Origin of the sequence: Bradyrhizobium sp. AUGA SZCCT0176, from assembly GCF_018130145.1 — a bacterium.
Classification (GTDB): Bacteria; Pseudomonadota; Alphaproteobacteria; order Rhizobiales; family Xanthobacteraceae; genus Bradyrhizobium.
Genome location: NZ_JAFCMB010000012.1, coordinates 126,715 through 142,464, shown reverse-complemented (window position 1 = coordinate 142,464; position 15,750 = coordinate 126,715). Strand labels below are relative to the sequence as shown.

Sequence of the window (15,750 nt, the reverse complement as noted above, 5' to 3'; positions counted from 1 at the left end):
TTCTCTGCGTCCTACCGATGGTTCGCCATTCCGGCGTCGAGGTTGGTGACCCTAAAATCGGAAAACCCGATTCTTCTCATGACGCGTTCGTCTAGCGGCCCGCCGCAGACAACTAGCACACTATCGGAGATTGAGATGGTTCCGGCCGCAATCAGCCGCTCAAGAACGTCAACATAGAAACCAGTAACAACATCTCTCATGGGAGTGAGAACCTAGCGATCAGTGAGAGGGGTTGGCGAAGAGCACGACAACGCCGTCTCGACGCCTTTGAGCACGGCATTGTTCCAAATTGCATAACCACTCTGATCGAGATGAATTCCATCGATTGTCATTCCCTCATGCAGGCCGGGAAGCTCAATAGCAGCGTTTTCTGTGATCTCACGGATCACGTCGTTCAATGGCTCGACGTTCAGCGCTCTTGCAGGGGTGATGGCCAAGACGATGTGGCGAGCGGGTAGCGACTGCAAAGTGGCCTGGTAAGCATTGCGAAATGCTTCAGGCAAATGGGAGACCGCATCGTTTATGCCGACGGACATGACAACGAGTACCGGACCGGAATTGTTCACAATCGCTTCCGCGTACCGGACGAAAAATCCAATGGTTGCGCCGCCGATCCCAGCATTGATCACGGGGTGACCGCAAATCGAAGCCGGAAGAAAGGCCGTTTCAACGATCGAGTCTCCCATGACGATGATGGGTTTCTGCACGCGCGAGATCTGCGATCGGATGACGGCAAGGCGGGCTTCGAAGTGCTCGTGACTGGCGGAAGGATTTGGCAGCCTCGCCAAGTCGGAGCTGATGCCGGCCATCTGGCGTCGCAGATTTTCATACGCGAAACCTAGCACGCTGACGCCTGCGAGGGCGGCCACTGACAACAAGATGCTGATGATCGCCGTAACTTGACGCATTTGGTTCATTTATCATTGCAACCGTAAAGCGAATACCCCAAAAACGCAGAATTCCCAATTCTTCATTAACGGAGAGGGTGCGATTTGACGCGTGAAACCAGGCCGGAGCACGCTCTGGCGCCAGCGATGGATTTGATCTGCGCGGCGGTTAGTCGCGACGATCGTGCGCGGCCGGTCAGAGCTATAATCATGCGGGTACTTTAGTCCCGAGCACCAGGGGCGCTGGACTGGATAGGTGCCGCCGATATCGGTCAATTGGGGCAGTGATGAATATAACCATCCCGCAACTGACGATGATGACCGACAGTACGTACAGCGCATTACCCTTCTGCCAGCTTGCCGGCAGGTAGGTATTGATCAGGCTAAAGACGAAGATATGGCTGATGTAGATAGGGTAACTCATCTCGCCGAGCATTCGATCAAGGCGTATATTTCTTGTGACGTAGAATAGGGCGGGCACGGTGCAGGCCAACAAAAGCAAGACAGGATAATTTACAAGCTTTAGCTTGTAACTCGTCCCACCTCCACTCAGTCCCTCGAACATGGGATTAAGCGCAGAATCGTCGCAGAATGAAAGATAGATAAAGCAGAGTATAGCGATGCTGCCTAGCGCAACCGTTGTGCGCGGTAACCTGGGACAGACAATCGTTCCGACAAAGTATGCAACAGCGCCCGCTCCGAACATCATCATTTCAGATGGCGCAAAGCGATAAAGCCAGGCGCCGTTGGTCGGGATGTACATCCCAACGACAAGCCGAACGCAAAGGCCAAACAATAACAAACCCACAGCCCCCCACCATCGGCGGCATACGAAGGGTGCGATGGCGTAGAACGTCAGCTCAATCCCTAGCGTCCATGCCTGGGGGATAAGCTCAAACCAGTATGGTTGCGGTCCGGTTAAAGCTTCGAATGCCGGCGTGAATGATAGTGAGCCGTTGTTGAACTTCAGGAAAACGAACCAGTCTTGGAACAATATTGTCAGGTTCGAAAAAAGCACCCAGACATAGGTAGGCCAATTCACCAGCGCAGGAAGTTGAGAGAAAAATGTGGGCTGCTGAAAGAAGAAAAGCGTCAGACCGGCGACCAGGATATAGACGGGCCAAAGGCGGAGATACCGGCTTAGATAGAAGTTGCCGAGGCTCTGGTATTCCGGACGTTCGTTGAGGATCATCGTGATCAGGAAACCTGAGATCACGTAGAAGCACTGAACAGCAGTAATGCCGTTCATCATCGTGAACCCAAAAATTGTGCTCCCCGGTGAGTGAGTCACAACCACGCATAGCGCCAAAAGAAATCTGACCATTCCCATAAGGGGACGGTCCTAGCATCAACAACCTCCCCGAGAAAACCCCCAGTTCGCAAAAATCCTACTCTCTTGACGCAGAGGACGTGCTTTCGCGCGTGAGAACCTATGGCTGCAAGTCTCATTTCAAAGACGCCGGCGCCTGTGGCTGCTGCTCCTGCCGCGATCGAGAATTCCGAACTCTATACCGTGAAGAAGCGGCTGAATCGCGGGCCGTCAGCGCGGTCAGGGGCGCCGGTGAGCCGTTGCAGCGCGTTGCCGCTTAAATCGTCGCCCATCCGGCAGGATGCCCCTCACGTGCCTTCTGTGGCTGTGGCGCGGCGGTGCGGGTGTTCGGCCGGCCGATCCGTGAACTGTGGCTGGCAGCGAAATGGTTCAAGTTTCCGCGCGCGCGACGCCGGCGGCGGGGATGGTCGCGGTTCGCCGGCATCATGTCTTCGTGCTCGAGGCGCTGCCAGCCAACCTACCCGCATTTATAGTGGGGGCGGTATCCAAAGAAAGCCGAGGGCAATCACCGCAAGAAAGGCGACGATAATAACGGCAGTGATGGCACCGGCCGTAATCTTGGCATTTTCATTTTTAACGGGCACCGGCAACCTTTTTCACAATCTGGTATCCGTTGGCCGCGAGATCCTGAAGGATCGCTCTGGCGATGTGAGTGCTCTGGTCCGGCGCGATCCACTCATAGTCGAGGTTCGGGCCACCATCACCCTCGGGATACTTTATGAAGGCCGTGTGGATCGCGTTGGTGATGAGAATTTCGACAGCCTGGTCTGACATTGATGCCTCCAATATTCCGAAAGACTAGCACTAACTGAGGTCAATATTGGCGCGATTTCATAACGGCCAGGAAACGCCATTCCGCCACGGTGCAGAGTGCCGACGGCGATTTTGCAAAGCAGAGCCATACAATGGCAGCCAATGCGCTCGTGGTTCGAAACGTCCAATTTCCGAGATCACAAAGCGGCCATCGTGCCGCACAGTATGTTCGCATGTCCACCGACAAGCAGCGATATTCTATTCAGAATCAGGCCGCTGTCATAGGGGCATATGCGCATGCTCATGATCTGACGATTGTTCGAACCTACCCCGACGAAGGTGAAAGCGGACTTCAGCTAAAAAACAGGCCTGGCTTGAAGCAGCTGCTCGATGACGTTAGCAGCGGGCACGCCGACTTTGCGCACGTACTTGTATACGATGTAAGTCGATGGGGACGCTTCCAGGACGTTGATGAAAGCGCTCACTACGAGTACGTCTGTAAAAAAGCAGGCATTAAAGTAGCGTATTGCGCCGAGCAGTTCGACAATGATGGCAGCATGCTCTCAAGCATCGTCAAGAACCTTAAGAGGGTGATGGCAGCAGAATATAGCCGCGAGCTATCTGTAAAAGTGCACGCGGGTGTCTGCCGCTTCGTGCGAATGGGATTCAGGTTCGGCGCCCCGAGAGGCTACGCTCTGCGGCGAGAATTGGTCGATGAGAAGCTGCAGTCAAAGGGGGTACTGAACGATGGCGACCGCAAGTATCTCATCACCGACCATATCAGACTGAGGCCCGGCGCAGCCGACGAGGTCGGGGTGGTGAGGTGGATCTTCCAGCAATTCCTGGAGTTGAAGTCCGAAACGGCCATTGCGCGAGAACTCAATCGGAAATCCATACCCACTAACTCGAAAGAGGCATGGAATCGCGCTCAAATAGGTAGAATTCTCAGGAACGAAAACTACATCGGAAATCTCGTCTACAACCGTCAATCGTTCAAGCTACGAGAGAAGAAGGTACGCAACCCGCCAGATCTCTGGATCAGGAGCGAGGGCTGTCTCGAACCGATTGTTCAGCCAGAGGTGTTCTTCAAGGTAAAGAAGACGATCTTAGATCGCCGCGTTGATATTTCGGAGGCAGAGATGTTGACGCGCCTGCGTCGAACGCTGCTGAAGCGAGGGCGCCTTAGTCCAGCAATTATCAACGCAACCGTGGGCGTTCCCTGCGCTAAAACCTACATTGATCATTTCGGCAGCCTGCGCCAAGCGTATGGCCTCGTGGGCTATACGTCCAAGCGGGACTGCAACCACATCGATACCCGGCAACGGTGGCTCGACCTGTTTGCTGGGCTTGCCGCGCAGTTAGCAGATGCGTTTCGAAACGCATTCGTCCGCTTCGCATTCGATAGCGGTTCGGATTGCTTGGTCGTGAATAAGGAGGGTGTGTCCTTTTTCTTGGCGCGGTGGCGTGGTGGAGAGCAGGAAACGTTCGCACCGCATTGGTCCATCAAGCGTCGGGTCGGTACGCCTGAAGGGTGGATCATCGCGGTCAGATTGGGAGAGCGGAATGAAGCTGTGCTCGACTATCTTTTGCTTCGAACCACGGACATGACGGGATCGTTAACGAGATTTACGGAAATGGCTCGCGTGCGTCGTGGACCGGAGAGTTTTGCAAGTTTCGAAGCGCTGGTGAAATCACTCATCCGACGCGTAACCAAGCCAAGCCGTGCTTCGCCAGCCAGGCAAGCGCAACGGAAAAAGCCACCGAGGCCAACCCGGTCCAAAAGAAAGACTGTCCGCGCGCGGCATTGACGGAGCGCAAATACAGATAAGCGCCGATTAATGTTCCATAGTTCCTTTTGAAGCTGCCGTTGAGTTTGGATATTTCGACTAATTCTGAAGACCTATCGAGATGTTCAGACATTGAGCTGGCTCCGTATGCGACTGCTAGACCAGCGCTTCATAAACCAGTGATTTGCCCGACGAGGCAAGTGGAATTTTACGATTTACAGAAATTTTACCGGGTCTCCATGGTTCCCCGCAGAGGGGCCGTGTGGCCCCGTGCTCCGTGGTGGTCTAGGAGAGCGGCCGAGCCTTGTCTCGTGCCGTCTGATAAAGGCCGCTCCTGGGCACTTGATCAGAGTCTGATGGCCGCGATCCAAAAAGGGAACCAAAGGTCGGAGGGCAGCCTCCATTCGCTCGATGCGCCGCCTGATCCCGCCACCGGGGGAGCGCTGGTCAGGCCAATCGGAAAGCTCGGGAAGGGCTTGGGGTCTCCAAAGTCGATGCCCGGGAGCTAAGCCGCTGGCTTCCTGGGTCCGCCCCCCCCGCAGGCTATCGGGCCGTTTCAGCCCATCTCTTGGGCTGAGTCTGGGCGGGGGCGGACTGGACAAGGCACCTCTGGCCCACAACGGCCCGCTTGGATCATCCTATGGGCTACTCTAGGCTGCTTGGAGAAGGTTCGATCCCAGTTCCTCTCCCTCCGCCAGCCGCCTTCGCTTCGGCGCGGCATGCCCGCGATGAGCGCAAGCGACAGTGGGTGCCGCGCCATAGCTGCGGAGCAGCGACGGCGGGCTGATTCTTCCGCGATGCGCAGGCAATGCCGAGGAACCAACGCCGGAGCATTCGTCTTATTGGCGGATGAAGGCGTCGAAGTCTGCCACGACCGATATCATCGCCGGCCTTGCGCTCGCAATCGCGCTGGGCGCGACCGGCTATTACGGCTATTTGGCGTGGCTGCTGGTGTCGCCGGATTGAGCGTGGCCTACGCCTTGCCGATCTTGCGCGGTGCAAGCGTCAACAGCCCCGCCGCGACAAATGCCAGTACCGCTGCCAGCTGAAACGTCTGCTGGAAGGCTTCAAAGAAGCCATGCGTCGCTTGCAGGATTTCGAACACCAGAAAGAAAACCGACGCCGCGGTCACGGTGCCCAGCGTTCTCGTGAGGAGCGCAAGGCTGCCCGCAACGCCGCGCTCCGTCAGCGGAAGTGTTGCAGTCACGATATCAGAATAGGCGAGCTGGAACAGGCCGAGGCCGATACCTTGCACGATCAGCCCCGTCACCCGCAGTGCAGTCGGGGTCTGCGCCGTCCATGCGCCCAGCAGCAGAAGCCCGGCGCCAATGATGGCGGCACCTGCGATGGCCAGTCGCTCCGATGAGAAGAGCCGCCCGGTGAGGCGACCGCCGATCGGCGCTGCCAGTGCAGCGCCGGCCGCGCCAGCGGCCAGGATGGCGCCGCCCTCCGTCAGCGTGTAACCGGGCATTCGCGCCAGATAATAGGGCACCAGCAGCCAGACCGAAAAGGCTGCGAGATTGGCCAGCACGCTGACAAAGTTGAGCAGCGCAAAGCCCGGCAGTTTGAGAATGTCCATTGCGATGATCGGTCGCTCCGCGCGGGACTGGCGGAAGGCAAAGCCTGCAAACGCCACGACGGATAGCAATCCGAGCCAGACGGCGGAGAACTCTCTGACGCGGTTGATCGCCATCAGCATGGTCACCAGGCCCAGCGCCAATGCGATGCCGCTTGGAATGTCAAAGCGTTCGCTTGTCAGGCGCGGCGGGGCCGCGGGCAGGCCGCGCAACAGCAGCAGTGCCGCGATCGCGATCGGAATTCGGAACCAGAACACCGCCGGCCAATCCCAGATCGCCGTCAAAGCGCCGCCGAGCAGGGGACCGAGCATCCAGCCCAATGCCATCATCATCGTGTAAACACCGAGCGCCCGGCTGCGTCGCTCCTCGCCGTAGAGCGACGTCACCAGTGCCACGCCGCAGCTCATCACAAGTGCCGCGCCGATCCCCTGCAGGCAGCGAAACACCAGCATCGCGCCGTAGCCGGGCGCACAGCTGACCAGAAGCAACGCCACCGCGCTGCAGATCAGGCCGGCCCGGTAGACGACCGCGTGACCGATGGTGTCGCCGATGCGCCCGAGCGCCAACAGCAGGCTGGCGTAGGTCAAGACGTAGCAGATCACCACCCACTGGATGTCGCCGATCGAAAGTTCGAAGCCGCGGGTGATGGCAGGGAAGGCAATATTGACTGACGTGTCGAGCTGCGCCGTCGCCGTGCCCAGCCCGATCATCGCGATCTGCCACCCCTTCGAGTGGAGCAGGCCGGCTGATGGGTTGGAAGGATTCGGTTCGGGTGTTGATGGCACGTTGTGTTACGCCGGTGCGAAGGTGATCGCACCATTAGCATCGACATCGCGCGTCAATCTGCCAATCGAAGCCAGCATGTTCAGATGCGCAAGCGACTCGCCAAAAGCATGGCGCGGATTGGCGTACAGCACCCGCGGGAATACTTCCTGCGCAATCGCAAACGCATTCGTCTTGCCTGACACGACGGATGCCGCGTCGTCGAGCCGCGCCTGGTGATGTTCGCGCAGCTGGGCGAGCCGGGCATGCAGTCCGCGAAACGGCAGGCCGTGCGACGGCAGCACCAGCGTATCCGGTGATAGCGCCTCGAGCCGCGTCAGCGCTTCCAGGTACTCCTTCATCGGGTTGGCTTCCGGCTGCGCCGATGGCACGATCACCGACGGCGCCATGTGCGACAGGATCTGGTCGCCGGCGATCAGGAGCTTGTCGCTCTCGCAATAGAACATCGCATGTTCGGGCGAATGGCCGCCCGCCGTGATCGTCAGCCACTCGCGCTGCCCCATGGCGATCACATCGCCGTCCCGGATGCGAATGAATTCGCGCGGCGGCCGCAGGCCAAGATATTTCGATGGGCGCTGCGCTTGGATGATCCCGGCAGCGTCCTCGTCGGAAGCGCCGTTCCGCGTCATGAAGGCGGCAAAATGCTCGTCCGGAGCCTCTTCGCGCTCATGCCACATCTTCCAGCCGCTGAGCCATTCGGCGAGCGGCATGCGCACCGTGCATTTCATTTCCTTCACCAGATATCCGGCGAGGCCGAAATGATCGAGATGGGCATGCGTGAAGGTGAGGTTCTGCAACGGACGGGCGCGCAATAGCCCGCGCCAGAGCCTGTCCCAGATCTCAAACGTGTCGTCGGTGTTCAGCCCGCAATCGACCAGCGTCCATCCCGGACCGTTGTCGAGCAGCCAGCAATTGACGTGATTGGGAATCGTCGGCATCGGCAGCCGCACCCAGAACAATCCGGGCAGCACGTCGGTCAATTCGCCATAGGCCGGCGGGCGCTGGACCGTGAATTTCAGATCATCGGACATTCGTTTCCCCTGCCACGGAGCTTACGCGATTTCGCGGGGGCAGCAACGCCGAAGGGATTTTCATGCCTCCCATGCGGCTGCAGGCAGCAAAATCTTCCACCCGGCCCTTGAGAAACAGTCGTTTTTCCTAGAGAAGGTGACGGGCAGTCACGCGCGGCGCCCCGAGGTCAGTTGGGCAAGAACAATAATGGACGCACTGAACCCCCAATCAGGACTCAAGCCGGAAGCGGATCCCGCGCAGGACCTCGACCGGCGCGCACGTCGCAATCTCCTGCTGCTGGCTTGTTGCCAGGCGGTCGGCCAGTCCTGCAACACCATGATGTTTGCGGCGACGGGGCTGTCCGTCATCACCTTCTATCACCATCCAGAGTTCGCCAACCTGCCGGTCACGATGCAGCACCTCGGCGTCATGATCTGGGTATTCCCGGCGGCGCTCCTCATGCAGCGGGTCGGCCGCAGCATCGGCTTTCGCGTCGGCTCGCTGTTCGGCATGGCCGGCGCCATCATCATGTGCACCGGACTATACACCGCGAACTTTGCCGTCATGTGTGCCGGCGGTCTCATCCTCGGCTACGCGGTAGCCTGCCTGCAGATGTACCGGTTTGCCGCGGCGGAACTGGTGCCGATCCATTACCGTGCCAAGGCGATTTCGTGGGTCACGGCCGGCGGCGTCGCCGCTGCGGTCATCGGCCCCAGCCTCGTGCGCGTGACGCATGATCTGGTGATGCCGCTGTATCTTGCGACCTATGCCGCCATTCTCGGTCTGCATGTGATCGTCTTTGCGGTGATGTCCTTCATCACCTTCCCCTCGGTCGCGGCTTCGGCCGCTGCCGAGGGTACAGCCGTCTCTTCAGCGCCTCCGCGTCCGCTGTGGGTGATTGCCAGCCAGCCGCGCTTCATCGCCTCAGTCATCGCCGGCATGCTGGCGTTCGGCACGATGTCCTTCATCATGAGCGCTTCGCCGCTGGCCATCGTCGGCTGCGGGTTTCCGCACGCGGAAGCCCACTGGGTCATCTTCATGCATGTGCTTGGCATGTTCGTGCCGTCGTTCTTCACCGGCAATCTGATCAACCGGTACGGCGCCACGACTGTGATGGCCTGGGGCGTCATGCTGATGCTGGCCGGCGTTGCTGCCGCGCTCGCCGGGCTGAGCGAATGGAATTTCCGGATCGCGCTCACCGTCAACGGCGTCGGCTGGAATTTCCTGTTCGTCGGCGCCACTACTGTCGTGACGACCTGCTACCGCCCGAGCGAGCGCGGCAAGACCCAGGCGCTCAACGATCTCCTGGTTTTCAGCACGACCGCGACGTCGAGCTTCATGGCTGGGTTTCTGCAGGATCGCTGGGGCTGGCATCCGCTCAACTGGTTTTCGGTTCTCCTGATGCTGGCCGCCGCCGCCGCCGTCATATGGCTTCGCTATCAGCGCCCGACATTGAGCCCGGCGCACTAGGAATTCCCGCATCGCTTTGTATTTGATTTGCTGACGCACAATCAGCATGATCTGACGCCATGCGAGGCGGCGCTGCTTGCTGCAGTGCGGCTTCGCAAGCGCGTGCACGACCGCAAACATGCGGCATGACAAGAAAAACCAGGGAGGACGCCGTTGTGATCGATCGGCTTTTTAGAAGCGCGCTTACGGGCTTTGGCCTCTTGCTTGGCGCGCTTGTGCCGCAGGCCCAAGCGCAATCGCCCTCCAAGACTATCACGCTGGTGGTGCCTTATGCGGCAGGCGGCGGCACCGATACCGTGGCACGTCTCATCGGCGAGCGGATGTCGGGCACGCTTGGCCAGACTGTCATCATCGAGAACGTGGTCGGAGGCGGCAGCACGCTGGCCAACGACCGTGTTGCCCGATCGGCGCCTGACGGCTCCACCATCCTGATCAATCACGTCGCGCTGCTGGCGGCGCCCAGCCTGTTCATCAATCTGCGCTACGACACGGCAACCGCATTCGAGGCGGTCGGCCTCGTCAACAACGCGCCGATGGTCCTGATCGGCCGCAAGTCTATTCCCGGCGCGGGACCCAAGGATTATGTGGCGTGGATCAAGGCGCAGGGCGACAAGGCGAACTTCGCGCATGGTGGCATCGGCACCAACAGTCATTTGTGCGCAGTGATGATGGGCAATGTGCTCGGCTTCAAACCGACCGTCGTGGCTTATCGCGGGTCAGGTCCGGCCATTGGCGATATGCTGGCCGGGCAGATCGATCTGCTGTGGGATCAGGTGACCAATGCGTTGCCGCAGATTCAGGCCGGAACGCTGCACGGCATCGCCATTACGTCGCCAAAGCGGCTTGAACAGTTGAAAGACGTGCCGACCACCGCCGAACTCGGCATGCCCGAGGTCAGCTACACGATGTGGCATGGGCTCTACGTGGCCAAGGGCACGCCCAAGGAGACCGTCGGCGCGCTGAACTCGGCGCTCCGCAAGGCGCTGGCTGACCCGGTGCTGCTGGAGAAGCTGACGCAACTCGGCACCCTGCCATTTCCTGAGAACGAGTTGACGCCCGAGGCCCATGCGCGCCTGTTCGCCGCCGACCTGCCACGGGTGGCAAAGCTCGTTGAAAGCTCGGGAATAAAGGCGAGCGAAGCGAAGTAGGACGCTGTGCCTTGTAGGCGGCCAATTTCCGGATTGACACGCGGGAGTTGAAAGAACAAAATAGGAACATGCGGGGCTTTGGACTGCACTCCGCGCGCCGGTCGCGGTGACGCGGCGCGGGCGCTTGCGGTTTGATTTCAACGCCTCTTATGATGGACGCTCATTTGAGTGGATTGAAATGAAATTTGCAATCAAAGGAATTGTTGCCGCGTTCTGCCTGATTGCGACGCTTTCAACCTCGGATGCCCGCGGCCCCTATGGCACGATCAATGTCGGTAACTGGAAGGGCGGAGCCTATACCCACGACCAGAGCGGCGCTTTCACGCATTGCGCTGCGGGGGCGCAATACGCCAGCGGCATCTATTTTGCCGTCACGATCGACAATAAAGCGGGATGGAGTCTGGGGTTTGCCCGCGAAGGATGGGCGTTTGCGAACGGACAGGCATTTCCGATTGTCCTGACGTTTGATGGTCAGACGCCGTTCAATGTCCATGGCGTTCCGCTCTCCGACAAGCTGCTCCAGGTGCCGATGCCGGATAACTCGGCGCTCATTGCGCAATTCCGCAAGGCCAAGACGATGACGGCCTTTACGCAAGGGCAGCTTTTCCAGTTCAAGCTCGATCAGACCGCGCAATTGTTGCCCGCGCTCGCCAATTGCGTGGCTACCGTCAAGAAAGGCGGCGTTGCTGCCGCCGGCGAGTTCGCGGTCGCCCCGAAGCAAGTCGCGGCGGCCGGGCCGGCACAACCGAACGCAGCGCCGCCGAAGGGCGGCAGGTCTGTCAACCAAACGGGTACCGGCTTCGTCGTCAGCGCCACCGGGCACGTTGTCACCAATCAGCACGTGATCAATGGCTGCGTTGGCGACATCCTCGGAAATTTGACCGGCGAGGCTCCGCTCAAGCTGCGTCTCGTTTCGAGCGATGAAACCAACGATCTCGCACTGCTGCAGGCGCCGAGCGCCTTCAAGGAAGTGGCGACAATTCGGGGCAAGGCGATCCATTCGGGCGACACCGTCGTTGCCATCGGCTATCCGTTCCACGGCCTGTTGTCCTCCGATTTCACGGTAACCACCGGGATTGTAAGTTCCCTGAGCGGCATCATGAACGATACCCGCTTCCTGCAGATCAGCGCGGCGGTTCAGCCCGGCAACAGTGGCGGGCCGCTGCTGGACACCAGCGGCACGATCGCCGGAATGGTGGCAGCAAAACTCAATGCGTTGAAAGTTGCCAGGGCCACCGGCAACATCCCCGAGAACATCAATTTCGCGATCAAGACCGGCGCGCTGCGGGACTTCCTGGACAACAGCGTCGTGCCCTACCAGACCGCCGTCGAGGCAAAGGCCGAGCTGAAGACGTCCGACATCGCGCGCAATGCAAGGGCGTTCACGCTGCTGATTTCCTGCACGGCGACCGAACAGAGCGCGAGCGCGAAAAAATCAAACGAGTGATCCGCTCCTCGCCAAAACGCCTTCTCAAAAATCCAGCGGCGCGTTGTCGACGACTTCCTTCATGACGAAGAAGGTTCGCGTCTGGCGCACGCCGGGCAGCGCGATCAGCTGCTCGCCATGGATGCGGTTGAAATCTTCCATGTCGCCGACGCGGATCTTGAGGAAATAATCGAAATCGCCGGCCACCAGATGGCAGTCGAGAACGAATTTCAGTTGCGCAATCGCCCGCTCGAACGACGCAAAACTTTCCGGCGTGGAGCGGTCGAGCACGACGCCGACCATGACCAGCGCGCCCTTGCCGACCTTGCGCGGCGCCACCATGGCGCGGACCGCGCTGACAAAGCCGTCGTCGAGCAGGCGCTGGGTGCGGCGATGACAGGTAGCCGGGCTGACCCCGACCGCTTCGGCCAGTTCGGCATTGCTGAACCGCCCATTATTCTGCAGCAAACGCAACATCTTGAGGTCGATGCGGTCCAGTCGGTTGCTCACGGAAGAATCTTTCATAAATAAGCCAGATGCTGGACGAAAACTAACATTCTGGACGATCTTGGCAACCAATCAGCCGAAATATGGTGACAACTTAGAGAGCACCTTTCCGTCGTCTGATGATAGGCGTTCCCGCAAGATCAGACATCAACGGGGATGACGCATGCTGGAAAAATTCGAACGCTATCCGCTGACATTCGGGCCGACCCACATCGAGAAGCTGGAGCGGCTGACGCAGCATCTCGGCGGCAAGGTCGAGCTCTACGCCAAGCGCGAGGACTGCAATTCGGGACTGGCGTTCGGCGGCAACAAGCTGCGCAAACTCGAATACATCGTGCCCGACGCGATCGCATCCAACGCCGATACGCTGGTCTCGATCGGCGGCGTGCAATCCAATCACACCCGCATGGTCGCCGCAGTCGCGGCCAAGATCGGTATGAAATGCCGCCTGGTGCAGGAAAGCTGGGTGCCGCATGAAGACGCCGTCTACGACCGCGTCGGCAACATCCTGCTCAGCCGCGTGATGGGCGCCGACGTCCAGCTGGTGGATGAAGGTTTTGACATCGGCATTCGCCAGAGTTGGGAAGAGGCGATCGCAGACGTGAAGGCCAAGGGCGGCAAGCCCTATGCGATCCCGGCCGGTGCGTCCGTGCACAAATATGGTGGGCTCGGCTATGTCGGTTTCGCTGAAGAGGTCCGCGCCCAGGAAAAGGAACTCGGCTTCGCCTTTGATTACATCGTGGTCTGCACCGTCACCGGCTCGACCCATGCAGGCATGCTGGTCGGATTTGCCAAGGACGGCCGCGCGCGCAAGGTGATCGGCATCGACGCCTCGTTCACGCCCGATCAGACCAAGGCCCAGGTGCTCGACATCGCCCGCAACACGGCTTCCCTGGTTGAACTGGGCAAGGAGATCGTCGAGGACGACGTTGTGCTGATCGAAGACTACGCCTATCCCGCCTATGGCGTTCCCTCGGAAGAGACCAAGGAAGCAATCCGGCTTTGCGCGCGGCTCGAAGGCATGATCACCGACCCGGTCTACGAGGGAAAATCCATGCAGGGCATGATCGATCTCGTGAACAAGGGCTATTTTCCCAAGGGATCGAAGGTGCTGTACGCCCATCTCGGCGGCGCGCCCGCGATCAACGGGTACGCCTACACGTTCCGCAATGGCTAACGCGGCGGTGAGTGCTTAGTGCTCGGCGGCCTTCACCAGCGCGATCAACTCGTCGCCATAGTGCTCGAGCTTCTTGTCGCCGATGCCGGGGATGTTACGCAGTTGGTTCAGCGTCGCCGGGCGTGAAGCGGCGATGCCGTCGATGGTCGAATCGTGCAGCACGACATAGGCCGGCACGCCGCGTTTGCGCGCAATCTCGGAGCGCCAGGCCCGCAGCGCGGCCTGCAGGCCTGCATCGGCGGGCGCACCTTCTCCGGTAGCCCGCGGCGCCAGATCGCCGCGCCTTGATTTGGTTCGGCTGGCGCGAACGCGGGTGCCGGCGGGCGCCTCGCGCAACATCACCTCGGTCTCACCTTTCAGCACGCCGCGCGCGCTTTCCGTCAGCTTCAAGGCGCCAAAGGCTTCGCTGTCGGCGTGGAGGTGGCCCATGGCGACGACTTGCCGGATCGCGGCGCGCCATTGCTTCTCGTTGAGTTCGGCGCCGATGCCGAACACGGATATCTTGTCATGGCCGAATTGCGTGACACGCTCGGTCATGCGGCCGACCAGCACATCGATCAGGTGCATGGCGCCGAAGCGCTGTCCGGTGCGATAGGCGCAGGACAATATTTTCTGCGCGATCACCTTGCCGTCGAGAAGCTGTGGCGGTGAAAGACAATTATCGCAATTGCCGCAATTGCCGGTGCTGACCGCTTCGCCGAAATAGCCGAGCAGACGGCTGCGCCGGCAGCCCGCGGTCTCGGCGAGGCCGACCAGCGCATCGAGCTTGCCGACCGACACGCGCTTGAATGCGTCCGAGCCGGTGGATTCGTCGATCATGCGGCGCTGCTGCACGATGTCGGACAGGCCATAGGCCATCCAGGCGCTGGAGGGCTTGCCGTCGCGGCCCGCGCGCCCGGTCTCCTGGTAATAGGCCTCGATGCTCTTCGGCAAATCGAGATGCGCGACGAAGCGCACGTCGGGCTTGTCGATGCCCATGCCGAACGCGATGGTGGCGACGATCACGACACCGTCTTCGTTGATAAAGCGATCCTGGTTGCGGGAACGCAGACCGGCGTCGAGGCCGGCGTGATACGGCAGCGCCGGCACGCCGGCCTTGTTCAATGCCGCGGCGGTGTCCTCGACCTTGGCGCGCGACAGGCAATAGACGATGCCGGCGTCGCCGGCATGTCGCTCGCTGATGAAGGCCTTGAGCTGGGCGGGCGCGTTCTGCTTGTCAACGATCTCATAGCGGATATTCGGGCGGTCGAAACTGGCGACAAAGCGCGGCGCATCGGTAAGTTTGAGCCGCTCGGCGATCTCCTGGCGCGTGAGGTCATCGGCGGTGGCGGTTAGCGCGATGCGCGGCACATCGGGGAAACGCTCTGATATGACGGATAGACCAATATATTCGGGGCGGAAGTCGTGCCCCCATTGCGACACGCAATGCGCCTCGTCGATTGCAAACAGCGCGATCTTGGCGCGCGCAAGCAGGCCGAGACAGCGCGGCGTCAACAGCCGCTCGGGCGCGACGTAAAGCACGTCGAGATCGCCGGCCAGTAGCCGCTGTTCGACGGCATTGGTTTCCTCATACGACAGCGTCGAATTCAGCACCGCGGCCTTGACGCCGGCTTCGAGCAGGCCGGCGACCTGGTCGCGCATCAATGCGATCAGCGGCGACACCACGATGCCGCAGCCTGCGCGCAACAATGACGGCAGCTGATAGCACAGCGACTTGCCGCCGCCGGTCGGCATCAGCACCAGGCAGTTGCCACCGTCCGTGACGTGACGGACGATCTTTTCCTGCTCGCCCCGAAAGGCCGGCAGGCCGAACACGGAGTTCAGCACGGACAACGCGTCAGGGGCTTTGTCCGGCTTGCGGTTAAGGGCTGCTTCCATATCGGCTTCAAAACGG

At 60.2% G+C, this 15,750-nt stretch carries 12 protein-coding genes; 5 read left to right on the top strand and 7 right to left on the bottom strand.

The genetic code is table 11. The features are described 5' to 3' along the window. Positions 1-212: 212 nt before the first annotated feature. The 3 genes from JQ600_RS25185 to JQ600_RS25175 form a co-directional block, all read right to left on the bottom strand. On the bottom strand, positions 213-917 hold the full coding sequence (locus JQ600_RS25185; RefSeq protein WP_212390667.1) for a hypothetical protein: 705 nt from the start codon (positions 915-917) through the stop codon (positions 213-215). Between the two features lie 178 nt (positions 918-1,095). Then, positions 1,096-2,211, bottom strand: coding sequence for an acyltransferase family protein (locus JQ600_RS25180; RefSeq protein ID WP_249136090.1), 1,116 nt, complete (start codon positions 2,209-2,211; stop codon positions 1,096-1,098). A 579-nt stretch (positions 2,212-2,790) separates the two neighbouring features. After that, positions 2,791-2,991, bottom strand: a complete 201-nt coding sequence (locus JQ600_RS25175) for a hypothetical protein (protein ID WP_212390669.1) — start codon at positions 2,989-2,991, stop codon at positions 2,791-2,793. Positions 2,992-3,122: 131 nt separating this feature from the next. On the opposite strand from JQ600_RS25175, the gene JQ600_RS25170 reads away from it, so the two are divergent. Continuing rightward, complete coding sequence (locus JQ600_RS25170) at positions 3,123-4,778, top strand: recombinase family protein (RefSeq protein WP_212490135.1); 1,656 nt, start codon at positions 3,123-3,125, stop codon at positions 4,776-4,778. A gap of 952 nt (positions 4,779-5,730) precedes the next feature. On the opposite strand, the gene JQ600_RS25165 is transcribed toward JQ600_RS25170, so the two are convergent. Together JQ600_RS25165 and JQ600_RS25160 are read right to left on the bottom strand one after the other, a co-directional pair. After that, complete coding sequence (locus JQ600_RS25165; protein WP_212392073.1) at positions 5,731-7,119, bottom strand: MFS transporter; 1,389 nt, start codon at positions 7,117-7,119, stop codon at positions 5,731-5,733. A gap of 6 nt (positions 7,120-7,125) precedes the next feature. Further along, positions 7,126-8,148, bottom strand: a complete 1,023-nt coding sequence (locus tag JQ600_RS25160) for an MBL fold metallo-hydrolase (protein WP_212392072.1) — start codon at positions 8,146-8,148, stop codon at positions 7,126-7,128. Positions 8,149-8,335: 187 nt separating this feature from the next. Here JQ600_RS25160 and JQ600_RS25155 point away from each other — a divergent pair, with 187 nt between their 5' ends. From JQ600_RS25155 to JQ600_RS25145, 3 genes are all read left to right on the top strand, one after another. Continuing rightward, a complete protein-coding gene (locus tag JQ600_RS25155; protein ID WP_212392071.1) occupies positions 8,336-9,598 on the top strand; it encodes an MFS transporter in 1,263 nt (420 codons plus the stop codon). A gap of 155 nt (positions 9,599-9,753) precedes the next feature. Further along, positions 9,754-10,746, top strand: coding sequence for a tripartite tricarboxylate transporter substrate binding protein (locus tag JQ600_RS25150; protein ID WP_212392070.1), 993 nt, complete (start codon positions 9,754-9,756; stop codon positions 10,744-10,746). Between the two features lie 178 nt (positions 10,747-10,924). Next, positions 10,925-12,193, top strand: coding sequence for a S1C family serine protease (locus JQ600_RS25145; protein WP_212490134.1), 1,269 nt, complete (start codon positions 10,925-10,927; stop codon positions 12,191-12,193). Positions 12,194-12,217: 24 nt separating this feature from the next. On the opposite strand, the gene JQ600_RS25140 is transcribed toward JQ600_RS25145, so the two are convergent. Next, positions 12,218-12,682, bottom strand: a complete 465-nt coding sequence (locus tag JQ600_RS25140; RefSeq protein WP_212392069.1) for an Lrp/AsnC ligand binding domain-containing protein — start codon at positions 12,680-12,682, stop codon at positions 12,218-12,220. A 160-nt stretch (positions 12,683-12,842) separates the two neighbouring features. On the opposite strand from JQ600_RS25140, the gene JQ600_RS25135 reads away from it, so the two are divergent. Beyond that, complete coding sequence (locus JQ600_RS25135) at positions 12,843-13,856, top strand: 1-aminocyclopropane-1-carboxylate deaminase (protein WP_212269381.1); 1,014 nt, start codon at positions 12,843-12,845, stop codon at positions 13,854-13,856. A gap of 15 nt (positions 13,857-13,871) precedes the next feature. Here the strand turns inward: JQ600_RS25135 and recQ are convergent, their stop codons facing one another. After that, positions 13,872-15,734 (bottom strand): DNA helicase RecQ, encoded by a 1,863-nt coding sequence (gene recQ, locus JQ600_RS25130; protein WP_212392068.1) that lies wholly within the window; start codon positions 15,732-15,734, stop codon positions 13,872-13,874. Positions 15,735-15,750 lie beyond the last annotated feature (16 nt).